This window comes from Actinacidiphila sp. bgisy167 (genome assembly GCF_057707665.1).
On record NZ_JBYIQP010000024.1, the window covers coordinates 1 to 23,041 of the forward strand.

Genomic DNA, 23,041 nt, shown 5'->3' on the forward strand with positions numbered 1-23,041 from the left:
CCCCCTTCCGGCCGGGGTCCCACCCTCGGTCATGAGCGAGCGGCGCTGCGCGCTAGTTGTGGCCGAACTTCTTCTGCCGCTTGGGCGAGGTGTGCGGTTCGGCACCCGGGGCCGTCATCGCCATCGGCTCGCGTCCGCCCGCGCTCTTCGCGTGCTCTTCGGTGGTCGCGGCGCTGCGGTCGTGCTGCCGGCCGGTACGTTCGCCCCGGTTCTTGTTCTTGCCCACGATTCCTCCTTGGGGGAAATCACGGATGATGGGCCGCACCCAGGCTTGCACGTGAGTACGAAGGTCGCATTTCGGGCAGTTGCCTCAGTGTGGCGCGCCGGTGATCGCGTAACCGGTCACAACGCCCCGGAGTTCGGGCAGACTCGGGGCGACAGCGTCGCCAGGGGGACGGACGGCAGGACTTTCGGAGAAGAGGGTGAGACCGATGGACCGCTGCGTCGTCCTCGTGGACGCCGGCTACCTGCTCGGAGCCGCCGCGAGCCTCCTCGCCGGAGAGCCCTCCCGGTCCCGGATCACCGTCGACCACTCCGAGATCGTCACGGGTCTGCGGGAGCGCGCCGAGCAGGAGACCGGGCGGCCGCTGCTGCGGATCTACTGGTTCGACGGCGCCCCCGACCGCGTCCCCCAACCGGAGCACCGCAGGTTGCGCGTGATGCCCCGGGTGACGGTCCGCCTCGGCGCGCTGACCCGCACCGACGGGCGCTGGGCGCAGAAGGGCGTCGACGCGGCCATGCACGCCGAGCTGTCGGAGCTGGCCCGCAACCGGGCGTGCTCCGACGTCGTGCTGGTCACCGGCGACGGCGATCTCCTGCCCGGCATGATGACGGCGAAGGAGCACGGCGTCGCCGTCCACCTGTGGGCCGTGCAGGCCGCGGACGGTGACTTCAACCAGTCCGAGGACCTGGTGGCCGAGGCCGACGAGCGGCGCGTGCTGGACCGGGAGTGGATCACCCGGGCCATCCGTGTGCGCGAGCCCGCCGGGGTCTGCGCGCCCCTCACCCCGCGGCCCGAGATCGCCGCCATCCTCTCCGCGCCGCTGCCCGAGACCGCTCAGGGGGCCGAGCCGCAGCCCGCGGCCGACCAGCCCGCGGAGCCGGGCGCCGCAGCGCCCCAGGTCGCCACCGCCGACCGCAACGGCAACCGGGCGAAGCCCGGGTCGCCCGCGGCCGCCTCGGGCAAGGCAGTGGTGCCCACCCCCAAGGACGTCGCCGGCCTCGTCCACCGCGGGCACTCCGCCGCGCATCCCGCCTCCCAGGCCACCGCCTCCCCGGCCGGTGCCGGCGCGACCCTGCGCTGGTCCTCCGACCGGGGGCTGGTCGGCGGCGCCGAGGCCGCCGACCCGGGCCTGCCCACTCTGGCCCAGCTCACCAGCCCCGAACAGCGCTGGGCGGACCGCGAGGAGGACATCACGGCCGTCAGCGGCGACCCGTACGAGGTCGGCCAGGTCTTCGCCCGCCGCTGGATCGGCCGGCTCACCGACCCGTCCCACCTGCAGGAGCTCTCCGCCGAGTACCCTCGCGTCCCGCACCGCATCGACGGCGAGCTGCTGCGCTACGCCGCCCGGTTCGGGCTCCTGGCCCACAAGGACGACCAGATCGACGAGCACGACCGTTACGCCATCCGGGCGGGCTTCTGGCGCGAGATCGACGCCCGCGCGGCCCCCGCGGGAGCTCCGGCGGGGGAGTGAGCGCGCCGGACCCACCCTGCGGCGCCTTCCGGCCTGGACGCAGCGTAGGCTCGATCCTCGTGAGTACGGGCACGGAACAGGACGCCACCGCGCGGGCGGTGGTGGTGACCGTGCGCGGGCTCGTGAAGAGCTACCCGGCCGGGCGGGGCAGGCGCGGCGCCGGGAGCCCCCCGGTGCGTGCCAACGACGGCATCGACCTGGACATCCGGGGCGGCGAGATCTTCGGGCTGCTCGGCCCCAACGGCGCCGGCAAGACCACCCTCGTGCGCCAGTTGACGGGACTGCTGCGCCCCGACGCGGGCAGCGTGCAACTGCTCGGGCACGACCTCGTACGGCACCCTGAGCGCGCGGCGCGACTGGTGGGCTACCTCGGCCAGGAGTCGAGCGCGCTGGACGAGCTGACCGTCGCCCTCGCCGCCGAGACCACCGGACGGCTGCGCGGCCTCGACGCCGGGTCCGCGCGCGCCGAACGCGACGCGGTCCTGGAGGAACTGGAACTCACCGCCCTCGCCTCCCGGCCGCTCAAGCGCCTGTCGGGCGGCGAGCGCCGGCTCGCCTGCTTCGCCGCCGCCCTGGTGGGCGAGCGGCCGGTGCTCGTCCTGGACGAGCCGACCACCGCCATGGACCCGGTGGCCCGGCGCGCGGTGTGGGCGGCGGTCGACCGGCGGCGCGCCGCACACGGCACCACGGTGCTGCTGGTCACCCACAACGTGATCGAGGCCGAGACCGTGCTCGACCGGGTCGCGGTCATCGACGAGGGCCGGGTGATCGCCTGCGACACCCCTGCTGGGCTCAAGGCGCTGGTCGCCGACGAGGTACGGCTGGACCTCGTGTGGCGGGACGAGCCCCCGCTGGCCGTGCCGGCGGTGGCGGCCCTGCGGGAGACCGCCGGTGTCACCGGGCGCCGCTGGACGCTGCGGCTGCCGCAGCAGCGGGCCCGTGCCCTGGTCGCCGAGCTGACCGGTGGCCCCGCCTTCACCGCACTCGACGACTTCACCCTGACGGCGCCGAGCCTGGAGGATGTCTACCTGGCGCTCGGCGGCCGGGGGAAGGGACTGGTCAAGGCGTGAACGGCGGCAACGGCAGCGGCGACAGCCGGAATGGCGTCAACCCCGGCGGCATGACCATGACCTCGGACGTGGACCGGAACGTGAACCTGGACATGGCGCGCGGCACCGCGCAGCAGGGCGGTACGCAGTGACCATCATCTCCACGGGAGCCGCCACCCCGACGGCGGCTCCGGCGGCGCCCGTCACCCCCCTCGGCGCGGAGGCCGCGACGCTCGCCCCGCGCGCCCGGCTGCTGCCGGCGATGGCCGCGGTGTACCGGGCGCAGCTGTCCCGGGCGCGCATCGCCCGGATCCCGCTGCTGTTCGTGGCGACCTTCCAGTCGGTCGGCATCATGATCATGATGCGGGGTGTCGTCGACGGCGGTCCGGCCGCGCGCGCGGTGGTCGCCGGGTCGAGCGTGCTGGTCGTCGCCTTCGTGGCGCTCAACCTGCTGGCCCAGTACTTCGGGCAGCTGCGCGCCTCCGGCGGGCTCGACCACTACGCGACCCTTCCGGTGCCGCCGGCCGCGGTGGTGCTGGGTGTGGCGGGCGCGTACGCCTCCTTCACCGTGCCCGGGACGCTCGTGACGGCGGGCATCGGCTGTGCGCTGTTCCAGCTGCCCGTGGCGAACCTGTGGGTGCTCGCCGCGGTGATCCCGCTGGCGGGGGCCGCGCTCTCCGGGCTGGGGGCGGCGCTCGGACTGCTCGCGCCGCGCCAGGAGCTGGCCACCCTGGCCGGGCAGCTCGGCATGTCGGCCGCGCTGCTGCTGGGGGTGCTGCCGGCCGGCAACCTCCCCGAGCCCATCCGCTACGTACGGGATCTGCTGCCCTCCACCTACGGCGTGGAGGCCCTCATCCGCAGCTTCGACGCCCGCCCCCACTGGCTGGGCGTGGTGGCCGACCTGTCGGTGTGCGCGGCCGTCGGCCTGGTGTCACTGGCAGTGGCCACCTGGGCCTACCGCCGCGCGGCCTGCCGGTGACCTTCGGGCATGGGGCTGCCGAGGTGCCGGTGACGCGTGTCGTGGACGGACCTGGCACGATGGCAGGGTGACCGCGCTTTCGACCTCGCATGAGCCATGGCCGCCCGCGCCGCTGCCGCCGTCCTCGGAGCAGGAGGGCCGCATGGACCCCGTCCGGGAGCTCAAGAGCGGCGCGTTGACGGCGGTGCTCGTGGCCGTGACGGGCGTGCTCCTCGGCCTGCTGTGGCTGTGGCTCGCGCCGCGGATCCCGCTGGTCTCCGACGGCAAGGCGGTCTACCTCAAGGACACCGAAGGGGAGCAGGCGATCGGCGCCGACGGCACCTTCGTCCTCCTCGGACTCTGCATCGGGGTGCTCACCGGCGCGCTCGTCTACTGGCGGAACCGGCGCGGCGGCGTCGGAGTCGTCCTCGGCATGGCCGTGGGCGGCGTACTGGGCTCCCTGCTGGCCTGGCGGCTGGGCAGCTGGCTCGGCCCCACGAGCGACCTGATCGCGCACGCCAGGGCGGTCGGCGCGAAGAAGGTGTTCGACGGTCCGCTCGAGCTCCAGGCCAAGGGCGCGCTTCTGGCGTGGCCCATCGGGGCCGTCCTCACGCACCTGGCGCTCACCACGGCCTTCACATCGCGCGACGAGCAACCCCCCGCCGCGCAGCCGCCGCCTCCCGCGGGCGGCTGACCGGCCGGACGCCGGAGCCCGCGAGGTCGTGCCGGGGCGCCTGCCGGGCCCTTGGCCGTGGACACAGCGCCGTCGGCCGACGCAGTGCGCGGGGTCGAGCACACTGTTCAGCCGCCCACGACGACACCCTCGCCCTTGGGATTCACGGGGTTCACCGCACGAAGAGGACGCGGTGAGAGTCTTTGTCGAGGTAGAAGGCGGCGGTGTAGAGGTCACGCGTGATGGATTTGTCCAGGCGGGTGCTGCTGAGCCATCGCGAGACCGGCGAAACCCCGGCAGCTTCGGCAACGGGGCCAGGAATGCCCTTGGGCCTGCGCAGCTCGAAGTGCCACCCAGGATGTTTCAGGAGCGCGGCGCCCGGGGTCAGGCACGTGCGATCGGCGCGACGACCGCGTCCGTGAGCCGCACCAGGTCCTGGGGCGCCAGCTCGACCTCCAGGCCGCGCTTGCCGGCCGAGACGAAGACCGTCGTGTGCTCCAGCGCGGAGGCGTCCACCACGGTGCGCAGCCGCTTGCGCTGGCCCAGCGGGGAGATGCCGCCCCTGACATAGCCCGTGGTCCGCTCGGCGGCGGCCGGGTCCGCCATGCCGGCCCGCTTGCCCCCGGCCGCGGAGGCGAGCGCCTTCAGGTCCAGGGAGCCCGCGACGGGGACGACGGCGACCGTGAGCGCCCCGTCCACGTCCGCGACGAGGGTCTTGAACACCCGGTCGGGGGAGGTGCCCAGCGCCTGCGCGGCCTCCTGGCCGTAGCCGAGCTCCGAGGCGGGGTCGTGGGCGTACGCGTGCACAGTGAAGGCGGCGTTCGCCTTCTCCAAGGCGACGGTGGCGGGCGTGCCGCCGGAGGACGACTGCTTCTTCTTGGCCATGGCGCTCAGAGAATACGTCAGTTGGGGCTCGGGACCTGCCGGGTCAGGTCCACTGCGGGCAGAACGCGCAGCTTGTCGATGACGGCGGCCTCGTGACGCAGCAGCCGCAACTCCTGCTCCAGCCGCGCCGCGGTGTCCGGCGCCTCCAGCAGCGCCTGCTTCGCCGGGGTCCCGACGACGGTCGCGGCCGCCACCAGGTACGACAGCACGGTCGGGTCGTCCGGCAGTTCCTGGTGCCCGGCCAGACTCCGCTCGCGTGCCCCGGCCAGCCGCTTGCGGTAGATCCGGAAGGCGCGCGCCACGTCGGACGCCAGCGCCCCCGAACCGATGCCCGGTTCCTCCGCGACCTCCTCCACCTCACCGACGAGGTACGGCCCCGAGGCGTCCACCGACAGCAGCCTGAAGCGCGTGGTGCCGGTGGCCACGACGTCGAAGCCGCCGTCACCGCGTTCCCCGATGGTCGTCGCGTCCGCGACGCAGCCGACGGGATACAGCGCCTCGGACAGATCCGCCGCGTATCCGGCCGCCGCGTCCTTCGCCCCGGCGGGGGCGACCTCGTGGCCGTCCTTGATCGCCACCACGCCGAACCGGCGCGGAGTGTCCTCCGGCACGGCCAGCAATTCGCGGAAGAGGGCGCGGTAGCGCTCCTCGAAGACGTTCAGCGGCAGCACGAGCCCCGGGAAGAGGACGGAGCCGAGCGGGAAGAGCGGAAGGCGAGCGGTCACGGGCAGCAAGCCTAGGGCCTGCGGCGCCCGCCCCTTGCCGTCTCGTCCCGTGCCGCCCGTTTTCGCCTCCTGGCGGGGCGGGGCGCACCGGGCGGCGCTCGCCCGCCGCCGCGGGTCGGCGGCTCGGCGTCGGGATGCGGCCGGCCGTACGGGGCGGCCGCGGGCGTACGACGCTGGGGCGGCCTCCGAGCACGGGCACTGCGCGGCCGCCCGCCCGGGTGAGCTCCGGGGTGCTGTCGGGCGGCCGGTGGCCTCGTCCGGCGTTCGCACCTCGCCGGGGCGGTCGGCCCTTCGCGTCCGCGCGTCCCGGCGGCAGCTGCAGGGCAGAGGAGGCGGGGGCGTGTCGTCGGCGGTGAGGAATCCAGCCGAGTACGGTGCGGGCCGCGGCGGTCTCTCTGGCCTGCCGGCGGCATGCCTGCCGGGGTGCCGGTCGCGGCCCGCGCACCCGGCCCCCAGCGCGCTCGGTGGGCGCGCGGGTGTCAGCCGCGGCGAAGGAGGCGGGACGCGCCGGCGGCGACGGTGGTGGCGAGGATCCATCCGAGCATGGTGAGGGCCGCGGCGGCCCACTGAGCGCTGCCGTCGAGGCGCCAGGCGTTGTCCTGTCCGAGGTTGATGACCGGCAGGAGCAGGTCGAGGGCGAACAGCGGGGCGCTCCAGTGGGGGAAGGCGCCGCCGTCGACGGGCTGGGGCTCGCCGTGGGCGGAGAAGAAGACCGCGCCGAGCGCCCACAGCAGGGCCATCCATATGGCGGCCCGGCCCGCGCGGTAGCCGTAGCCGACGGTCACGTCCTGCAGGTATCCCCACAGCTTGCCGGCGAGCGGCAGGGTCTCCCGGCGGCGGCGGTGCTTGGCCAGCAGCACCTCGCGGGCGTCGGCGTCCTCACCGCTCGCGCGCAGGGCGGCCGCCAGGTGCTCGTAGGGCTCGGGGCTGTACTCCGGCGTGGCGGCGGCCAGCCAGTCGATCCGGGCGCGCAGGGGGAAGGCGCCCTCTGGGCTGAGGGAGCCGTAGGCGAAGCCGACCAGGTCGAGGCCGCCGGCCTCGGGCCAGCAGGTGCGGTTGTCGGTGAGGTTGCCCACGCGCGCGCCGGCCAGCGAGATCGTCCCGGTCGGCGGCTGCTCGAGGGTCAGCCGCAGTTCGGGGGTCTGGACCCGGCGCAGCGACAGCTGCTGCCCGGCGGAGAGCCGGAACCGCGCCTGGTGGATGATCACCGCGTTGCCGAACCGCCCGTCGTCCAGCCGCACCCCGCCGTCCGCGCTGAAACGCCGGGTGCGCACGCCCAGCGGCGGCGTGCCGCCGCCGGAGCCGCCCGTGCCGACGTAGCCCGCGCTGAGGTAGAGCGTGTGCTCCACGGTGACCCGGGCCGCGTTGAGCGCGTAGCGCCCGTACGGGTTCTGCAGCCGGCTGCCGCGCAGGCTGAGGCGACCGCCGATGCGGGCACTGCGCAGACTGATCTCGCCGGTCGCCTCGATCAGCTCGGCCTCGACGTCCTGGGCGACGACGAGCCCGTCGGCCGCCAGCGCCCGGCCGTGCCGGTCCTTGCGCAGGGTGATCTGGTTGAGCAGCAGGTCCGTGCCGATGTGGGCGTCGGTGAGCCGGATCCCGCCCTCGATCGTGCACTGCGGCAGGTGCAGGTCGCCCGAGGTGTGCAGCCGGGCCGCCTCCAGCCGCGGTATCGCGCAGCGCACCAGGCGCAGCGTCGTGAAGGTGCACTCCGCCAGCAGCACCTGCTGCTCGAAGCGGCAGTCGTGCAGCTCCACATACGGGACCACGGTGCCGCCCGACACATTGAGCTGCCCGCTGATCTGGGCCCCGGACAGCTTCACGCACGACACGCGTCCCGAGGCGGCCTGCGGCCCGTCGAGCAGCAGCTTGGCGATCACCTCGGCCCGCACTGTGCGGTCCGGGCCCCAGAAGCGGTCGGCGGCGGGGTCGTCGCGCTCCGGGATGCCGGTGCGCAGGTCGTACAGCTCCCCCCGGCGGAACGCGTCCCACAGGCCCTGCTCCACAGCGGTCCAGTCGTGCGGCGGCGCGACATCCGACGGCTCGGTCACCGGTTCCCCTCCCGTGGCTCTCCGCGACGACGGCAACGCTAGCGGGGGAGATCACCGTGCGGGGCCGGTACGCGTATCACGGACTGATACTCGGCGAAGCCCCCAGGGGCGGTTCTCTACACTTGAGAGAGTGATCTCCCGTATCGATCTGCGCGGCGACGCCTTCCCGGCGGACGGTGTCGACCGCGACCTGCTGCCCCGTGCCGAGCTCGATGTCGAGGCCGCGCTGGAGAAGGTGCGCCCGATCTGCGAGGACGTGAGGCATCGCGGCACCGCGGCACTGATCGAGTACGCGGAGAGGTTCGACGGCGTCGCCATCGACCGGGTACGCGTCCCGGCCGAGGCGCTGACCCGGGCACTGGAGGAGCTGGACCCCAAGGTGCGGACCGCGCTGGAGGAGTCCGTCCGCCGCGCCCGGCTCGTCCACGGCGAGCAGCGCCGCACCGACCACACCACGCAGGTCGTGCCCGGCGGCACGGTCACCGAGCGGTGGGTGCCGGTGGAGCGGGTGGGCCTGTACGTGCCCGGCGGCCGCTCGGTCTACCCGTCCTCCGTTGTGATGAATGTCGTGCCCGCGCAGGAGGCCCAGGTCGGCTCGATGGCCGTCGCCTCGCCCCCGCAGAAGGAGTTCGGCGGGCTCCCGCACCCGACGATCCTCGCCGCGTGCGCCCTGCTCGGCGTCGACGAGGTGTACGCCGCGGGCGGCGCCCAGGCCGTCGCCATGTTCGCGTACGGCACCGAGGAGTGCCGTCCGGTGAACATGGTCACCGGCCCCGGCAACATCTGGGTCGCCGCCGCCAAGCGCCTGCTCAAGGGCAGGATCGGCATCGACGCGGAGGCGGGCCCGACCGAGATCGCCGTCCTCGCCGACGCCACGGCCGACCCGGTGCACGTGGCCGCCGACCTGATCAGCCAGGCCGAGCACGACCCGCTGGCCGCCGCCGTCCTGGTCACCGACTCCGTGGACCTCGCCGAGGCGGTGGAGAAGGAGCTGGAGCGGCAGGTCGCCGCCACCCGGCACGTGGCGGACCGGATCGCGCCCGCGCTGTCCGGCCGGCAGTCCGGGATCGTCCTGGTCGACGGGATCGAGCAGGGCCTGCAGGTGGTGAACGCGTACGCGGCCGAGCACCTGGAGATCCAGACCGAGGACGCCGCCGCCGTCGCCGCCCGGGTGCGCAACGCGGGGGCGGTCTTCGTCGGCGCCTACGCCCCGGTCTCGCTGGGCGACTACGCCGCGGGCTCCAACCACGTCCTGCCCACCGGCGGTTGCGCCTGCCACTCCTCGGGCCTGTCGGTGCAGTCCTTCCTGCGCGGCATCCACGTCGTGGACTACACGCGAGAGGCGCTCGCGGAGATCGCCCCGCACGTGGTGACCCTGGCCGACGCCGAGGACCTGCCCGCGCACGGCGCCGCGGTCCGCGCCCGATTCGATTGGACGGTTCCGGGTTCGTGACCGGCATCGACGACCTGCCCATCCGGGACGAACTGCGCGGCATGTCCCCCTACGGCGCCCCGCAACTCGACGTGCCCGTACGCCTGAACACCAACGAGAACCCGTACCCGCTGCCCGAGCCGCTGGTCGAGCGGATCGCCGAGCGGGTCCGCGAGGCCGCCCGCGACCTCAACCGCTACCCCGACCGGGACGCGGTGGAACTGCGCACGGAACTGGCGAAGTACCTGACCCGCACCGCCGGGCACGAGGTGGGCCTCGCCAACGTGTGGGCCGCCAACGGCTCCAACGAGGTCATCCAGCAGCTGCTGCAGACCTTCGGCGGCCCCGGGCGCACCGCGATCGGCTTCGAACCCTCGTACTCCATGCACGCCCTGATCTCCCGCGGCACCGGCACCGGCTGGATCGCCGGCCCGCGCCGCGAGGACTTCACCATCGACGCGGCCGCCGCCGAGCAGGCCATCGCCGAGCGGCGGCCGAACGTGGTGTTCGTCACCTCGCCCAACAACCCCACGGGCACCGCCGTCGAACCCGGCACCGTCGTGGCGCTGTACGAGGCCGCCCAGGCCGCCGGACCCTCCCTGGTGGTCGTCGACGAGGCGTACGGCGAGTTCAGCCACCGCCCCTCCCTGCTGCCGCTGATCGAGGGCCGCCCGAACCTGGTGGTCAGCCGCACCATGTCGAAGGCCTTCGGCGCGGCCGGCCTGCGGCTGGGCTACCTCGCCGCCGACCCCGCGGTCGTGGACGCCGTCCAGCTGGTGCGGCTGCCGTACCACCTGTCGGCCGTCACCCAGGCCACCGCGCTCGCCGCCCTGGAGCACACCGATACGCTGCTGGGGTACGTCGGGCAGCTGAAGGCCGAGCGGGACCGCCTGGTCGCCGAGCTGAGGGCGATCGGCTACGAGGTCACCGACTCCGACGCCAACTTCGTGCAGTTCGGCCGCTTCGAGGACAGCCACCGCGCCTGGCAGGCGATCCTCGACCGCGGCGTGCTCGTCCGCGACAACGGCGTACCGGGGCGGCTGCGGGTCACCGCGGGCACCCCGGCAGAGAACGACGCGTTCCTCGAAGCGGTACGCGAGCTGAAGAAGGAGCACTGACCACATGACACGCGTCGGCCGCGTGGAGCGCACGACCAAGGAGACCTCCGTCGTCGTCGAGCTCGACCTCGACGGCACCGGCAGGACCGAGATCTCCACCGGCGTCGGCTTCTACGACCACATGCTCGACCAGCTCGGACGCCACGGCCTGTTCGACCTCACCGTCAAGACCGAGGGCGACCTGCACATCGACACCCACCACACCATCGAGGACACCGCCCTCGCGCTGGGCGCCGCCTTCAAGCAGGCGCTCGGCGACAAGGTCGGCATCTACCGCTTCGGCAACTGCACCGTCCCGCTGGACGAGTCCCTCGCCCAGGTGACCGTCGACCTGTCGGGCCGCCCGTACCTGGTGCACACCGAACCCGAGAACATGGCGCCGATGATCGGCTCCTACGACACGACGATGACCCGGCACATCCTGGAGTCCTTCGTCGCCCAGGCCCAGATCGCCCTGCACGTCCACGTCCCGTACGGGCGCAACGCCCACCACATCGTGGAGTGCCAGTTCAAGGCGCTGGCCCGGGCCCTGCGCTACGCCTCCGAGCGCGACCCGCGCGCGGCCGGCATCCTCCCCTCGACGAAGGGCGCCCTCTGATGAGCAAGGCCGCGGTCCTCTTCATCCTGCTCGGTCTCTTCCTGGCCGGCGGGGTGTACTCCTTCTGGAAGCAGAAGATGCCCAAGAGCGTCGTCGTGCTGCTCGGTGTCGGCTCCGCCATGTCGCTGGCGGCCGGCCTGCTGCGGCTGTAGGGGGTTGGCGTCAGATGAGCAAGGCCGCCAGGAAGGTCGTAATCCTCGACTACGGCTTCGGCAACGTACGGTCCGCCGAACGCGCGCTCGCCCGGGTCGGCGCGGACGTGGAGATCACCGCCGACTTCGACGAGGCGATGAACGCCGACGGGCTCCTCGTCCCCGGGGTCGGGGCCTTCGCGGCCTGCATGGCCGGGCTGACGGCGGTGCGCGGTGAGTGGATCATCGGGCGCCGGCTGTCGGGCGGCAGGCCCGTGATGGGCGTCTGCGTCGGCATGCAGATCCTCTTCGAGAAGGGCGTCGAGCACGGCGTCACCACCGAGGGCCTCGACGAGTGGCCCGGCACCGTCGAGCCGCTGCAGGCGCCGGTCGTGCCGCACATGGGCTGGAACACCGTCGAGGCCCCCGAGGACTCCCGGATGTTCGCCGGCATGGACGCCGGCACCCGCTTCTACTTCGTGCACTCGTACGCGGTGCGCGCCTGGGAGCTGGAGACCGCCAACCCCACCATCCGGGCCCCCAGGGTCGCCTGGGCCACGCACGGCGAGCCCTTCGTCGCCGCGGTGGAGAACGGCCCGCTGTGGGCCACCCAGTTCCACCCCGAGAAGTCCGGCGACGCCGGCGCCCAACTGCTGGCCAACTGGCTCGACACCTTCAAGGACTAGGACGCACGCCGCCATGAGCACGACGCACCGCCTCGAACTCCTGCCCGCCGTCGACGTCCGCGACGGCCAGGCCGTCCGCCTCGTCCACGGCGAGTCCGGCTCCGAGACGTCCTACGGCGACCCGATGGCCGCCGCCCTGGCCTGGCAGCAGGCGGGCGCCGAATGGCTGCACCTGGTCGACCTGGACGCCGCCTTCGGCACCGGGGACAACCGCGGGCAGATCGCCGAGGTCGCCCGCTCCATGGACATCAAGGTCGAGCTCTCCGGAGGCATCCGCGACGACGAGACGCTGGCCGCGGCCCTCGCCACCGGATGCACCCGGGTCAACCTCGGCACCGCCGCCCTGGAGTCCCCGGAGTGGGTCGCCAAGGTCATCGCCGAGCACGGCGACCGGATCGCGGTCGGCCTCGACGTCCGCGGCACCACCCTGCGCGGCCGCGGCTGGACCCGCGACGGCGGCGACCTCTACGAGACGCTGGCACGCCTGGACGCGGAGGGCTGCGCCCGCTACGTCGTCACCGACATCAACAAGGACGGCACCCTCCAGGGCCCCAACCTGGAGCTGCTGCGGAACGTCTGCGCCGCCACCGACCGCCCGGTCGTCGCCTCCGGAGGCGTCTCCTCCCTCGACGATCTGCGGGCCATCGCCGGCCTGGTCCCCGAAGGAGTCGAAGGCGCCATCGTGGGTAAGGCCCTGTACGCCAAGGCTTTCACCTTGGAGGAGGCTCTGGAGGCCGTGTCGCGATGACCCACACCCCCGCCGTACGGCGTGTGCGCGGCGACGGCCCCTTCGAGGAACAGTTCGGTTCCGCACGCGGCGTCGCGGCGGGGGACCTGGTCCTGGTGGGCGGCACGATGCCGTTCGTCGGCCCGGTGCTGTACGGCGAGGGAGACCCTTACGAGCAGGCCAGGACGGCGTTCGCCAACGCGCTCGCCACGCTCGGGGAGTTCGGCCTCGGCGCCGAATCGGTCGTCCGTACTCGCGTGTACCTCACCCACACCCGCGACGTGGACGCGGTGGGCCGGGCCCACAAGGAGGTCTTCGACGCCGTGCGCCCCGCCGCCACGGTGGTCGTCGTCTCCGGGTTCGCGGACCCCCGGGTCCTGGTCGAAGTCGAACTGGAAGCGTTCCGAGGAGCTTGAGCAGCATGACCCTGGCGGTCCGAGTCATCCCCTGCCTGGACGTGGACGGCGGCCGGGTCGTCAAGGGCGTCAACTTCCGCGACCTGCGGGACGCCGGCGATCCCGTCGAGATGGCCAGGCTCTACGACGCCGAGGGCGCCGACGAGCTGACCTTCCTCGACATCACCGCCTCCTCGGGCGACCGTGAGACCACCTACGACGTGGTGCGGCGCACCGCCGAGCAGATCTTCATCCCGCTCACCGTCGGCGGCGGCGTGCGGTCGGCCGACGACGTCGACAGGCTGCTGCGCGCCGGGGCCGACAAGGTGGGCGTCAACACCGCCGCGATCGCCCGCCCCGATCTGCTGCGCGAGATCGCCGAGCGGTTCGGCCGGCAGGTGCTGGTGCTGTCCGTGGACGCCCGCCGCACCAACGCCGGGACCCCGTCCGGTTACGAGGTCACCACCCACGGCGGCCGGCAGGGCACCGGCATCGACGCGGTCGAGTGGGCGCACCGCGCCGCCGAACTGGGCGCCGGCGAGATCCTGCTCAATTCGATGGACGCCGACGGGACCAAGGACGGCTACGACACCGAGATGATCGCCGCCGTCCGCAAGCACGTCACCGTCCCCGTCATCGCCTCCGGCGGCGCGGGCCGCGCCGCCGACTTCCCCCCGGCCGTCGCCGCCGGCGCCGACGCCGTCCTCGCGGCCTCCGTCTTCCACTTCGGCGACCTCAGCATCGGCGAGGTCAAGCGGACGCTGCGCGACGCCGGGCACCCGGTGCGCTGAGGCGGGCGCCCGGCCGCCCCGGCTCCGAGGCGCGGTTCACCGCTCGCGCAGCAGCTCCGCACGCCACTGGAACGGGCTGCGCGCCACCGCCTTCGGCACCTCCTCGTTCCACCGCTCGGCCAGTTCGTCCACCGAGCGCACCAGAGCGCGCCGCATCCACGGCCGGGCGAGCCGCAGGACGACGGCCCCCACCGGCCGCAGCAGCCACCGGCCCCGCACGGACACCGTCACGCGGACCTGCCACCCGCCTTCCGCCGGACGGGGCGCCACGGTGAGCTCCGCCCGTGCCAGGCGATGGACCAGGTGCGCGCGGGCGGGGCCGCCGCGCGCGGGGACCCCGGTGTCCGCCGCCGTCCACCAGGCGTCGAAGTCCACCCGGGCGCTGCCGGCCGCCCGCGCCAGCCACGGCCGCGCGCTCTCGCCCTGTGCGGTCCCGTCCACCTGGACCAGCCGGGGCTGCCGGGCGTCCTTCAGCACGCCCACCAGGCGGAGGCGGCCGTCCGGTACGGTCGTCACCTGCTCCAGGCGCACCATCCCGCGCCGGTTCCAGTCGCGGACCGTGAGCCGGACCTCGGCTTCCTCGTCCGAGGCGTCGTACACCGCCCCGGGCCGCACATGCCGTCCGGTGACCAGCGTGACGTCCGGCACGACACGCCCCCCGGGCAGCAGCACCCGCCCGCCGTCGGTCCGGGACTGCTCCGCGACCTCCGCGAGCATGCCGACCATGCCCGTGAACCAGGCACGGGGCACCGGCGCGACGTGCACGGCATGACTGACGATGCGAACCACGGCGCCAGCATGAAGGCGGCGCGGCCGCGGCGACAGACGGCGGACACGGCAGTCGCACGCCCCTCGAACCTGCCGGGAGCGGGCACCGGGGCGCCCGCGCGGCCTACCCGGCGGGCTGGAGGGCGGCGCGGCGGGCCAGGAAGGGGCGCGCGGCGGCCAGGGTGAGGGCGGAGAGGGTGGCACCGCTCGCGGCGCTGACGGCGGCCGCCCGCAGCGAGCCGTCGGCGAGGACCAGGCCGCTGACCGCGGAGCCGCCCGCGATGCCGGTGGTGACGAGGGTGACCAGCCAGGCGAACGCCTCGGTGACGGTGCCCGCCGGGGCGAGCTCACCCGTGAGGCGGAAGACCACGGTGAGCAGCGGTGCGAAGAACACCCCGCTGAGCAGGGCGGCAAGCGCCATCGGCAGCGGGCCGGGGAGCAGGGTGAAGGGCCAGAAGGTGAGGGCCATACCGGCGCCGGTGACGGCCGCCTTGGCGGCGGCGTCCGCCCGCCAGGGCAGGGCCGCGATGAGCAGGGCGCCGATCAGCGCCCCGGTGGAGTTCAGCGCGAGCAGGGCGCCCGCGCCGCCGGGCAGCGGGTGCCGCTCCGCGTAGGCGACGGCGAAGACGTTGAACGTGCCCAGGGCCCAGCCGCAGCCGGTCAGCGCGCACAGCAGCACCACCAGGGCCCGGCTGCGCAGCGGGCCCAGCCAGTGGACCGAACGGGCGGCGGAGACCCAGGCACGGGAGGGCGCGGAGGTCGCGACGCAGATCGCGCCCGCCACCCCGAGGGCGGCCGCGACCAGCAGCGCCATCCGGGCCGGGCCTGCCACGGCCAGCCCGCCGACGAGCAGCGGGCCGCCGATGAAGACCAGTTCCTGCGCGCCGGCGTCCACGGCGTACGCCGACTCCAGTTCGCCGGGCTCCACCAGATCGGGCCACAGCGCCCGCAGGCACGGCTCCAGCGGAGGCGAGGCCGCCCCGGCGACGGCCGGACCGAGCACCGCCACCGCCGTACTGCCCGGCGCGGCGGCCAGCGCGGCGAAGCCGGCGGCCGACACCAGCGACGAGACGACCAGCACGCCCGGCTGGCCCAGCCGGTCCACCCACCGTCCGAGCAGCGGCCCGCCGATCGCTCCGGACACCGCGTAGACGCCCCCCGCGGCGCCGACCAGCCGGTAGTCGGCGCCCGCGGCGCGCAGCGTCAGCGCGATGGCGAGGGCCGCCATGGCGGTGGGCAGCCGCCCGACGAGCGAACCGGCGAGCAGCCGGCCCACATGGGGCCGGCGGAGCAGCTTCAGATACGGCACAGGTCACCCACGGAGGTCCAGCGCTGCGCCGATCACTGCGTGCACCAGGGTCTCACCCGGCGCGCGGTTCTCCTTCAGCCGTTCGAGGTCCTGCGGACCGAACCAGCCGTACGCCGTGTGCTTGCCGGGCTCCAGGCGCGGCCGCGTGAGGTCGCCGTCGACGTCGACGACGAAGTCCGCCTCGTGGCGCAGGCCTTGTCCGTCGTCGCCCTCCCAGGTGGACACCCCGATCAGCCGCCGTACCGCGCGCAGCCGCCAGCCGGTCTCTTCCTCCACCTCGCGGGCGAGGGCCGCCAGGAGGGTCTCGCCGGGCTCCACATGGCCGCCGACGATGTCCCAGCAGTCCGGGAAGAGCCGGCGGCCGGGGGAGCGGCGCTGGGCGAAGGCCCTGCCCTGCGCGTCGAGGATCACCCCCCCCGACGGCCCAGGTCTCACCCGGACGCGGCACCGGCATCCCGATCCCCGTCACCTCGACGCCCGTTCTTGTCCCGCCCCGGTCCGTGTCCATGGCCGCAGAGCGTAGCTCCGATACGCCGCGCACCGGGCCGGTACGGAACCGCTGCCCGGTCGGGCGGCGGCCGCTGGGGGCCGTCGTGAGGGTCGCCGCGCCGGCGCCGCGGCGGTCGGAACGCGCCCGCCGCGGCCCCTGGGCGCGTCAGCCGGTGATCCCCAGCCTGGCGTCATACAGCCGGGCCACCGCGTCCTTGTCGCCCTCCGTCTCCACCCGGGCCGAGTTCTGCCGGCCGAAGGCGAACAGCAGCAGTTCGCCGGGCTCCCCGGTGACCGTGACGACCGGGGCGCCGCGGTGCGCCACCGCGGTCTGGCCGTCCGGACGGCGCAGCACCACGCCCACCGGGGACTTGCGGCCCAGCAGCCGGGCGGTGCGTTCCAGCCGGGACCAGAGGAGGTCGGCGAAGACCGGGTCCAGCTCGCGCGGCGACCAGTCCGGCTGGGCCCGGCGCACGTCCTCGGCGTGGACGTAGAACTCGACGGTGTTGGCCGCCTCGTCGATCTGTTTGAGGGCGAACGGCGACATCCGCGGCGGCCCGCTGCGGATCAGCCGGATCAGTTCCTGGTAGGGGCGTTCGGCGAACTCCTTGCGCACACGCTCCGACCGGTCCGCGAGGAAGGGGATGACCAGGCCGGCCGAGGCGTCACTGCGGCGCTCGCGCACCACGATGTGGGCGGCGAGGTCGCGGGTGGTCCAGCCCTCGCAGAGGGTTGGCGCCTCGGGGCCGGCACTCTCCAGCAGGTCGGCGAGGAGCAGACGTTCACGCTGGGCATGAGTCGACATGCCGTCAGCCTACGTCCGTCCACCGCCGGTGGGCAGTAGCTACGTCAGCGGTTCGGTCAGCTTCTCGCCGTCGAGCTTGTTGCTGAGCGTCAGGGAGCAGGAGACGGTGTTCATGCCCTGGACCTGGTAGCCCGTGAGCTTCGGGTACAGCGCGTAGTAGAAGTAACCGGGGTTGTCCTCGAGGTCCTTCAGGCGCTTGGCGGCGTCGGCCTCGCACAGCTTCAGGACCTTCGCCTTGAGCTCGGCCTCGGTGGCGAAGCTGCCCGTGATGGTCTCGTTGGCGATGACCTCGGCGTCGTGCGGGCCGTCGCAGGAGACGGTGGTGACCTCGGTGACGCCGCTGTCCAGGCCCGGGTCGTCGAAGCACTGGCCGGGCCTCAGCACGACGTACTTGCGGAAGGTCTCCGAGGGGTCCGGCTGCGTGGACGCGACGGCCGTGTCGCGGTCGGTGGGAGTCGAGGTGGTGGGGCTGCTGCTGGTGGATCCGGTAGCGCCCTTGTCGTCGTCCCCGCCGCCGAGGGCGACCGCCAGGCCGCCGACGACGACCGCCGCCAGGACGACCGCGCCGATGGCGAGTGCGGCCACCTTGGCGCCGCCACGGCCGCGCGGCGGGGGCGGCGGGGGCGGGTAGCCGTAACCGCCGCCCTGCTGCGGGGGCGGGTAGCCGTGACCGCCGCCCTGCTGCGGGGGCGGGTAGCCGTGACCGCCGCCCTGCTGCGGGGGCGGGTAGCCGTAACCGCCGCCCTGCTGCGGGGGTATCGGGAACTGCTGCTGGTTCTGGTACGGCGGCGACGGCTGCGGCTGGTACTGCGGCTGCGGCTGGTACTGCGGCGGGCCGAAACCCCCCGGAGGCGGCCCAAAACCGCCGCCCTGTCCGGAGCGCGGCTCGTCGGGCGGCGACGTCGGAGGAAAACTCATGGACGAAGCATGCCCCATACGGGTGAGGCCAGTGAGCGCCGGAGCCGAAGTCCCACCGCCGGGAGCGGGCAGAATGGTGCTATGGAATCCCCGCTCGACCCAGCCGTCGCCGCCCGTCTCAAGCGCACCCCCGATGGCCTCGTGCCCGCTGTCGCGCAGCAGTACGACACCGGCGAGGTCCTCATGCTCGGATGGATGGACGACGAGGCGCTGCACCGCACCCTCACCACCGGCCGCTGCACCTACTGGAGCCGCAGCCGCCAGGAGTACTGGGTCAAGGGCGACACCTCCGGTCACGTCCAGCACGTGAAGTCGGTGGCCCTGGACTGCGACGGCGACACGATCCTGGTCAAGGTCGACCAGGTCGGCGCGGCCTGCCACACCGGCGACCGCACCTGCTTCGACGCCGGCGACCTGCCGCTGTCCTGAACGGGCCGCGCCCGGGCATTAGGCTGCGGACCATGACCACGGGCACCGTCACCCCCGACCTCGAGACCTTCCGCAAGCTGGCGCGGGACCGCCGCGTCATCCCGGTCAGCAGGAAGCTGCTGGCCGACGGGGACACCCCGGTCGCTCTGTACCGGAAGCTCGCCGCGGAACGGACCGGCACCTTCCTGCTGGAGTCCGCGGAGAACGGCCGGTCGTGGTCCCGGTACTCCTTCGTCGGCGTCCGCAGCGCCGCCACCTTGACCGAGCGCGACGGCCGGGCCCACTGGACGGGCACACCCCCGGTCGGGGTGCCGGCCGACGGCGACCCGCTGGAGGCGCTGCGGGCCACGATCGAGGCCCTGCACACCCCGCGCGACCTGCACGACGACGCCGGGCTTCCGCCGTTCACCGGGGGCATGGTCGGCTACCTCGGCTACGACGTCGTACGCCGGCTGGAGCGCATCGGCGACCACGCCCGCGACGACCTGGGGCTGCCCGAGCTGACCATGCTGCTCACCTCGGACCTGGCGGTGCTCGACCACTGGGACGGCTCGGTGCTGCTGATCGCCAACGCGATCAACCACAACGACCTGGAGACCGGGGTCGACGAGGCCCACGCCGAGGCCGTGCGGCGCCTCGACGCCATGACCGCCGACCTGGCCCGCCCCGTGGACTCCGCGCCCGCCGAACTGCCGCCCTCCCGGCTGCCGGAGGAGGTCGTCTCGCGCTTCGGCGGCCCCGCGTACCAGGCCGCGGTGGAGACGGCCAAGGAGTACATCCGGGCCGGCGACGCCTTCCAGGTCGTGCCCTCGCAGCGCTTCGAGACGCCCTGCTCGGCGAGCGCGCTCGACGTCTACCGCGTACTGCGGGCGACCAACCCCTCCCCGTACATGTACCTGCTGCGCTTCGACGGCTTCGACGTCGTCGGCTCCAGTCCGGAGGCGCTGGTGAAGGTCGAGGACGGCCGGGCCATGGTGCACCCCATCGCGGGCACCCGGCCGCGAGGCGCGACGCCCCGGGAGGACCAGGCGCTCGCCGACGAACTGCTCGCCGACCCCAAGGAGCGCGCCGAGCACCTGATGCTGGTGGACCTCGGCCGCAACGACCTCGGCAGGGTCTGCGAGCCGGGCAGCGTCGAGGTCGTCGACTTCATGTCGATCGAGCGCTACAGCCACGTCATGCACATCGTCTCCACCGTCACCGGCAGCCTCGGCGCCGGCCGCACGGCCTTCGACGTCCTGACCGCCTGCTTCCCCGCGGGCACCCTGTCGGGCGCGCCCAAGCCCCGCGCGATGCAGATCATCGACGAACTGGAGCCCACCCGGCGCGGCCTGTACGGGGGAGCCGTGGGATACCTGGACTTCGCCGGGGACTCCGACACCGCGATCGCCATCCGCACAGCGGTGCTGCGCGACGGAACCGCCTACGTGCAGGCCGGCGCCGGCGTCGTCGCCGACTCGGACCCCGTCAGCGAGGACACCGAGTGCCGGAACAAGGCCGCCGCGGTGCTCCGCGCCGTCGCCACGGCGAACCGGATGCGCCCGGGGGCGTGACCCGTCCGGACGGACGCCCACGGGCACCGGACGGACGCGGGGCGGGCCCCGCGTGCCGGGGCTGCGCGGCGACGGGGGATAGTGGACGGGTGAGCAGCCCCGTACCCCAGCCCAGCACCCTCGCAGAGCCGGCCGCCGAGTCCACGTCGCGCCGGCGCTCGGCCGGCCGCGGCAGCCTCCTCCTCGCCCTGGCGAGCGGTGTGCTCGGTGCCGCGGTCGTGCTCCTGGCCTCGGGCAAGACCTGGCAGGAAGGCAGCGCCCCGTTCGCCGCCGGCGGAATGCCGGTCGAAGTCTCCGGCCAGCAGGTCACCGGCGTGCCGGGCGCGCTCGCGCTGGTGGGCCTCGCCGCCCTCGTCGCGGTCTTCGCCGTCCGCGGAGCCGCCCGGCTGCTCGTCGGCGGGCTGATCGCGCTGTGCGGGGCCGGGGCCCTGGCGGCGGCACTGCTGTCGCTGGGCGACACCTCGGCCCTGGACGCGGCCGCGGCGACCGCCAGCGGTCTGTCCCGTACCACCGTCACCGGGGCCTCCACCAGTGCCTGGCCGGGCGTCTGCGCGGCCGGCGCCGGGCTCCTGCTGCTCGCCGGCGCCGTCGCCCTGCTCCGCGCGCGGACCTGGCCCGGTATGTCGAACCGGTACGGCCGCGCCACCCCGAACGGCGCCCGCTCCACCCGCCCCACCCGTGCCGCCGCGTCAAGTGCGGGCGAGGGGCGCCCCGAAGACCTGTGGAAGGCGCTCGACCGCGGTGAGGACCCCACCGAGGCACCCTGACGCGCCGGGCCACCCCCGCGCGCGAGGCGTGAGCGCAACGGGGGACAATGTCGGGTGACCCGTGCCGTCGCGCGGGCGGACGAACTGACGACCTTTTCTCGAAGAACGACTTGGGAGCACTCATGGCGGGCAACAGCCACGGACACACCCCTGCCGCCTGGACCGGCGTGACCATCGCCTTCATCGGCTTCTGCGTCGCGGCTGCCTTCGTCGTCCTGGCGGAGCCGATCGGTATGTTCGCGGGCCTGGCGGTGGCGGCGCTGGGCGGTCTGGTCGGTCTCGGCATGCGTGCCGCGGGGCTCGGCCAGCAGCGGCCGGAGAAGCAGCGCGCCTGATCCGTGTGAGGGGCTGTGGAGCCGCTGCCGGTGGGTTCGCCGGTGGCGGCTCGGCGTTTTCCGGCCACCCCGGCTGTTCCGGGCGGGCACGGAGCGGCACAATCACGGGGTGACCGAGACCGCCGCCAGGCCCAAGCCGAGTGCCCTCGCCGCCCCTCTGGGCGTCCTCGGCGGTGTCGCCGCCGCCTTCGCGTACGTCGGCACCTTCGACCCGAACGAGGCCGGGCACTATCCCGTGTGCCCCCTGCTGCACTACACGGGCCTGTACTGCCCGGGCTGCGGCGGGCTGCGCAGCGCCTACGCGGTCGTGCACGGGGACTTCGGCACCGCGTTCGGCCTCAACGCGCTCGCCGTGGCGGGCTATCTGCTCTTCGCCGTGCTGTGGACGGTCTGGTTCACCAGGACGCTGCGCGGGCAGCCGTTCGCCCTCGCTCCGCGGGCCGTCCACTGGTGGGCGATCGTGGGCGTCGTGGCCCTCTTCACCGTCGTCCGCAACCTCCCGTTCGGAGCCGCGCTGGCTCCCTGACCTGCTCCGCGACAGGGTCCGTACGGTCCGCCGGCGGGCGGCGGCACCGCCGGATGCGGGTGCTCCGCCCACCGGCGGTTACCATCGCAGTGCCGGTGGAACATCTCACTGGCTTGATCGTTTCGGTGTGGAAGGGGTCCGGTCGCGTGAGTGTGCTCGACGAGATCATCGACGGAGTCCGCGAGGACCTCGCCGAGCGGCAGGCCCGAACCTCCCTCGAGGAGCTCAAGGAGCGGGCGGCGAAGGCGCGCGACGCGAAGGACGGCGTGGCAGCCCTGCGCGGGGACAGCGTCAAGGTCATCTGCGAGGTCAAGCGGTCCAGCCCCTCCAAAGGCGCCCTCGCGGCCATCGCCGACCCCGCGGGCTTGGCCGCCGACTACGAGGCGGGCGGCGCCGCCGTCATCTCGGTCCTCACCGAGCAGCGCCGCTTCGGCGGCTCGCTTGCCGACCTGGAGGCCGTCCGCGGCAAGGTGGACGTCCCCGTGCTGCGCAAAGACTTCATCGTCACCGCCTACCAGCTCTGGGAGGCCCGCGCCTACGGGGCCGACCTGGCGCTGCTGATCGTCGCGGCCCTGGAGCAGGACGCGCTGGTCTCCCTCATCGAGCGGGCCGAGTCCATCGGGCTCACCCCGCTGGTCGAGGTGCACGACGAGGAGGAGGTCGCGCGGGCCGTCGACGCCGGCGCCCGCGTCATCGGCGTCAACGCTCGCAACCTCAAGACCCTCGAGGTCGACCGCGGCACCTTCGCCCGGGTCGCCCCGGAGATCCCGGACCACATCGTCAAGGTGGCCGAGTCCGGCGTCCGCGGCCCGCACGACCTCATCGCCTACGCCAACGAGGGCGCCGACGCGGTGCTCGTCGGCGAGTCCCTGGTGACCGGCCGCGACCCCAAGGCGGCCGTCGCCGACCTGGTCGCCGCCGGCGCGCACCCCGCGCTGCGCCACGGACGGGGCTGACCGGCGCCATGACGGCTTACGCGCGACTGGCCCGGGGCTGTCGGCCCCGTGGCTGCCGCGCGCCCGCGCGGCGCGTCCTCGGTCGCCGCGTGCGCTACCACATCGGCTGCGAGCCGGGTCAGATCAACGGGCGCCGATGGCGCTGAGGGCGGCGCCCGCCCACTGATCCGGGCGCGGCCGTGCCCACCGGCGTCCCGCCGGTGGCCGTCCGGCCGTGCCCTCCGGTGGCGGACGCGCGCCCATGCCGCCGGCGGCGCCCGCCGTGCCGCCGCG

The 23,041-nt window shown here is 74.2% G+C and carries 28 protein-coding genes and 1 pseudogene; 20 read left to right on the forward strand and 9 right to left on the reverse strand.

The genetic code is table 11. The features are described from left to right. Nucleotides 1-52 precede the first annotated feature (52 nt). Entirely contained in the window at nt 53-226 is a 174-nt protein-coding gene (locus AC3ET4_RS12230) for a hypothetical protein (RefSeq protein WP_431948734.1), read from the reverse strand. Between the two features lie 205 nt (nt 227-431). Here AC3ET4_RS12230 and AC3ET4_RS12235 point away from each other — a divergent pair, with 205 nt between their 5' ends. From AC3ET4_RS12235 to AC3ET4_RS12255, 5 genes are all read left to right on the forward strand, one after another. Beyond that, complete coding sequence (locus AC3ET4_RS12235) at nt 432-1,694, forward strand: NYN domain-containing protein (protein WP_431948735.1); 1,263 nt, start codon at nt 432-434, stop codon at nt 1,692-1,694. A 59-nt stretch (nt 1,695-1,753) separates the two neighbouring features. Further along, nucleotides 1,754-2,764: an ABC transporter ATP-binding protein gene (locus AC3ET4_RS12240; protein WP_431948736.1), complete on the forward strand. Its 1,011-nt coding sequence runs from the start codon at nt 1,754-1,756 to the stop codon at nt 2,762-2,764. After that, nucleotides 2,761-2,895, forward strand: a complete 135-nt coding sequence (locus AC3ET4_RS12245) for a hypothetical protein (protein ID WP_431948737.1) — start codon at nt 2,761-2,763, stop codon at nt 2,893-2,895. The genes AC3ET4_RS12240 and AC3ET4_RS12245 overlap by 4 nt, the downstream gene beginning before the upstream one ends. A 110-nt stretch (nt 2,896-3,005) precedes the next feature. Continuing rightward, on the forward strand, nt 3,006-3,722 hold the full coding sequence (locus AC3ET4_RS12250; protein WP_431948800.1) for an ABC transporter permease: 717 nt from the start codon (nt 3,006-3,008) through the stop codon (nt 3,720-3,722). Between the two features lie 142 nt (nt 3,723-3,864). Next, entirely contained in the window at nt 3,865-4,395 is a 531-nt protein-coding gene (locus AC3ET4_RS12255) for an ABC transporter permease (RefSeq protein WP_431948801.1), read from the forward strand. Between the two features lie 363 nt (nt 4,396-4,758). Here the strand turns inward: AC3ET4_RS12255 and ybaK are convergent, their stop codons facing one another. The 3 genes from ybaK to AC3ET4_RS12270 all read right to left on the reverse strand — a co-directional run bounded on the left by ybaK (nt 4,759) and on the right by AC3ET4_RS12270 (nt 8,035). Continuing rightward, entirely contained in the window at nt 4,759-5,259 is a 501-nt protein-coding gene (ybaK, locus tag AC3ET4_RS12260) for a Cys-tRNA(Pro) deacylase (RefSeq protein WP_431948738.1), read from the reverse strand. A 17-nt stretch (nt 5,260-5,276) separates the two neighbouring features. Continuing rightward, a complete protein-coding gene (locus AC3ET4_RS12265) occupies nt 5,277-5,984 on the reverse strand; it encodes an LON peptidase substrate-binding domain-containing protein (protein ID WP_431948739.1) in 708 nt (235 codons plus the stop codon). 479 nt (nt 5,985-6,463) lie between these two features. Then, on the reverse strand, nt 6,464-8,035 hold the full coding sequence (locus tag AC3ET4_RS12270; RefSeq protein WP_431948740.1) for an oxidoreductase: 1,572 nt from the start codon (nt 8,033-8,035) through the stop codon (nt 6,464-6,466). A gap of 130 nt (nt 8,036-8,165) precedes the next feature. Here AC3ET4_RS12270 and hisD point away from each other — a divergent pair, with 130 nt between their 5' ends. From hisD to hisF, 8 genes are read left to right on the forward strand one after another with little or no spacing between them, the layout of a single operon-like run. Then, nucleotides 8,166-9,488: a histidinol dehydrogenase gene (gene hisD, locus AC3ET4_RS12275; protein WP_431948741.1), complete on the forward strand. Its 1,323-nt coding sequence runs from the start codon at nt 8,166-8,168 to the stop codon at nt 9,486-9,488. Then, the gene (locus AC3ET4_RS12280; protein ID WP_431948742.1) at nt 9,485-10,585 is read left to right on the forward strand and encodes a histidinol-phosphate transaminase; all 1,101 of its coding nucleotides are present in this window, start codon (nt 9,485-9,487) and stop codon (nt 10,583-10,585) included. Before hisD ends, AC3ET4_RS12280 begins: the two co-directional genes overlap by 4 nt. 4 nt (nt 10,586-10,589) lie before the next feature. After that, the gene (gene hisB / locus AC3ET4_RS12285) at nt 10,590-11,183 is read left to right on the forward strand and encodes an imidazoleglycerol-phosphate dehydratase HisB (protein ID WP_319661088.1); all 594 of its coding nucleotides are present in this window, start codon (nt 10,590-10,592) and stop codon (nt 11,181-11,183) included. Further along, complete coding sequence (locus tag AC3ET4_RS12290; protein WP_431948743.1) at nt 11,183-11,335, forward strand: hypothetical protein; 153 nt, start codon at nt 11,183-11,185, stop codon at nt 11,333-11,335. The genes hisB and AC3ET4_RS12290 overlap by 1 nt, the downstream gene beginning before the upstream one ends. A gap of 14 nt (nt 11,336-11,349) precedes the next feature. After that, nucleotides 11,350-12,000, forward strand: a complete 651-nt coding sequence (gene hisH, locus AC3ET4_RS12295; protein ID WP_431948744.1) for an imidazole glycerol phosphate synthase subunit HisH — start codon at nt 11,350-11,352, stop codon at nt 11,998-12,000. A 13-nt stretch (nt 12,001-12,013) separates the two neighbouring features. Then, nucleotides 12,014-12,748, forward strand: coding sequence for a bifunctional 1-(5-phosphoribosyl)-5-((5-phosphoribosylamino)methylideneamino)imidazole-4-carboxamide isomerase/phosphoribosylanthranilate isomerase PriA (gene priA, locus AC3ET4_RS12300; RefSeq protein WP_431948745.1), 735 nt, complete (start codon nt 12,014-12,016; stop codon nt 12,746-12,748). After that, on the forward strand, nt 12,745-13,143 hold the full coding sequence (locus AC3ET4_RS12305) for a Rid family hydrolase (protein WP_431948746.1): 399 nt from the start codon (nt 12,745-12,747) through the stop codon (nt 13,141-13,143). Before priA ends, AC3ET4_RS12305 begins: the two co-directional genes overlap by 4 nt. A gap of 5 nt (nt 13,144-13,148) precedes the next feature. Continuing rightward, a complete protein-coding gene (hisF, locus tag AC3ET4_RS12310; RefSeq protein ID WP_431948747.1) occupies nt 13,149-13,913 on the forward strand; it encodes an imidazole glycerol phosphate synthase subunit HisF in 765 nt (254 codons plus the stop codon). Nucleotides 13,914-13,949: 36 nt separating this feature from the next. Here the strand turns inward: hisF and AC3ET4_RS12315 are convergent, their stop codons facing one another. From AC3ET4_RS12315 to AC3ET4_RS12335, 5 genes and pseudogenes are all read right to left on the reverse strand, one after another. Beyond that, on the reverse strand, nt 13,950-14,702 hold the full coding sequence (locus tag AC3ET4_RS12315; protein WP_431948748.1) for a hypothetical protein: 753 nt from the start codon (nt 14,700-14,702) through the stop codon (nt 13,950-13,952). A 103-nt stretch (nt 14,703-14,805) separates the two neighbouring features. Then, nucleotides 14,806-15,990, reverse strand: coding sequence for an MFS transporter (locus AC3ET4_RS12320; protein WP_431948749.1), 1,185 nt, complete (start codon nt 15,988-15,990; stop codon nt 14,806-14,808). Nucleotides 15,991-15,993: 3 nt separating this feature from the next. Next, nucleotides 15,994-16,444 (reverse strand): annotated as a pseudogene (locus tag AC3ET4_RS12325) (NUDIX hydrolase). Between the two features lie 201 nt (nt 16,445-16,645). Beyond that, nucleotides 16,646-17,284 (reverse strand): TIGR03085 family metal-binding protein, encoded by a 639-nt coding sequence (locus AC3ET4_RS12330; RefSeq protein ID WP_431948750.1) that lies wholly within the window; start codon nt 17,282-17,284, stop codon nt 16,646-16,648. Between the two features lie 39 nt (nt 17,285-17,323). After that, the gene (locus AC3ET4_RS12335) at nt 17,324-18,202 is read right to left on the reverse strand and encodes a hypothetical protein (RefSeq protein ID WP_431948751.1); all 879 of its coding nucleotides are present in this window, start codon (nt 18,200-18,202) and stop codon (nt 17,324-17,326) included. Between the two features lie 81 nt (nt 18,203-18,283). On the opposite strand from AC3ET4_RS12335, the gene hisI reads away from it, so the two are divergent. From hisI to trpM, 7 genes are all read left to right on the forward strand, one after another. Beyond that, a complete protein-coding gene (gene hisI / locus AC3ET4_RS12340) occupies nt 18,284-18,631 on the forward strand; it encodes a phosphoribosyl-AMP cyclohydrolase (protein ID WP_431948752.1) in 348 nt (115 codons plus the stop codon). Nucleotides 18,632-18,663: 32 nt separating this feature from the next. Further along, nucleotides 18,664-20,184: an anthranilate synthase component I gene (locus tag AC3ET4_RS12345; RefSeq protein WP_431948753.1), complete on the forward strand. Its 1,521-nt coding sequence runs from the start codon at nt 18,664-18,666 to the stop codon at nt 20,182-20,184. A gap of 89 nt (nt 20,185-20,273) precedes the next feature. Continuing rightward, nucleotides 20,274-20,951 (forward strand): TIGR02234 family membrane protein, encoded by a 678-nt coding sequence (locus AC3ET4_RS12350; RefSeq protein ID WP_431948754.1) that lies wholly within the window; start codon nt 20,274-20,276, stop codon nt 20,949-20,951. Nucleotides 20,952-21,073: 122 nt separating this feature from the next. Further along, the gene (locus tag AC3ET4_RS12355; RefSeq protein ID WP_431948755.1) at nt 21,074-21,286 is read left to right on the forward strand and encodes an HGxxPAAW family protein; all 213 of its coding nucleotides are present in this window, start codon (nt 21,074-21,076) and stop codon (nt 21,284-21,286) included. Between the two features lie 109 nt (nt 21,287-21,395). After that, nucleotides 21,396-21,812, forward strand: a complete 417-nt coding sequence (locus AC3ET4_RS12360) for a DUF2752 domain-containing protein (RefSeq protein ID WP_431948756.1) — start codon at nt 21,396-21,398, stop codon at nt 21,810-21,812. 146 nt (nt 21,813-21,958) lie between these two features. Further along, nucleotides 21,959-22,768, forward strand: coding sequence for an indole-3-glycerol phosphate synthase TrpC (gene trpC / locus AC3ET4_RS12365; protein ID WP_431948757.1), 810 nt, complete (start codon nt 21,959-21,961; stop codon nt 22,766-22,768). 8 nt (nt 22,769-22,776) lie between these two features. Next, nucleotides 22,777-22,914 (forward strand): tryptophan biosynthesis modulator TrpM, encoded by a 138-nt coding sequence (gene trpM, locus AC3ET4_RS12370; protein WP_431948758.1) that lies wholly within the window; start codon nt 22,777-22,779, stop codon nt 22,912-22,914. Nucleotides 22,915-23,041: the final 127 nt, after the last annotated feature.

Coding starts and splice junctions, on each gene's coding strand:
- AC3ET4_RS12235 (WP_431948735.1), top strand. CDS start 432: ATGGACCGCTGCGTCGTCCTCGTGGACGCCGGCTACCTGCTCGGAGCC.
- AC3ET4_RS12250 (WP_431948800.1), top strand. CDS start 3,006: ATGGCCGCGGTGTACCGGGCGCAGCTGTCCCGGGCGCGCATCGCCCGG.
- AC3ET4_RS12255 (WP_431948801.1), top strand. CDS start 3,865: ATGGACCCCGTCCGGGAGCTCAAGAGCGGCGCGTTGACGGCGGTGCTC.
- ybaK (WP_431948738.1), bottom strand. CDS start 5,259: ATGGCCAAGAAGAAGCAGTCGTCCTCCGGCGGCACGCCCGCCACCGTC.
- hisB (WP_319661088.1), top strand. CDS start 10,590: ATGACACGCGTCGGCCGCGTGGAGCGCACGACCAAGGAGACCTCCGTC.
- AC3ET4_RS12290 (WP_431948743.1), top strand. CDS start 11,183: ATGAGCAAGGCCGCGGTCCTCTTCATCCTGCTCGGTCTCTTCCTGGCC.
- hisH (WP_431948744.1), top strand. CDS start 11,350: ATGAGCAAGGCCGCCAGGAAGGTCGTAATCCTCGACTACGGCTTCGGC.
- priA (WP_431948745.1), top strand. CDS start 12,014: ATGAGCACGACGCACCGCCTCGAACTCCTGCCCGCCGTCGACGTCCGC.
- AC3ET4_RS12305 (WP_431948746.1), top strand. CDS start 12,745: ATGACCCACACCCCCGCCGTACGGCGTGTGCGCGGCGACGGCCCCTTC.
- hisF (WP_431948747.1), top strand. CDS start 13,149: ATGACCCTGGCGGTCCGAGTCATCCCCTGCCTGGACGTGGACGGCGGC.
- AC3ET4_RS12330 (WP_431948750.1), bottom strand. CDS start 17,284: ATGTCGACTCATGCCCAGCGTGAACGTCTGCTCCTCGCCGACCTGCTG.
- AC3ET4_RS12335 (WP_431948751.1), bottom strand. CDS start 18,202: ATGAGTTTTCCTCCGACGTCGCCGCCCGACGAGCCGCGCTCCGGACAG.
- hisI (WP_431948752.1), top strand. CDS start 18,284: ATGGAATCCCCGCTCGACCCAGCCGTCGCCGCCCGTCTCAAGCGCACC.
- AC3ET4_RS12345 (WP_431948753.1), top strand. CDS start 18,664: ATGACCACGGGCACCGTCACCCCCGACCTCGAGACCTTCCGCAAGCTG.
- AC3ET4_RS12355 (WP_431948755.1), top strand. CDS start 21,074: ATGGCGGGCAACAGCCACGGACACACCCCTGCCGCCTGGACCGGCGTG.
- trpM (WP_431948758.1), top strand. CDS start 22,777: ATGACGGCTTACGCGCGACTGGCCCGGGGCTGTCGGCCCCGTGGCTGC.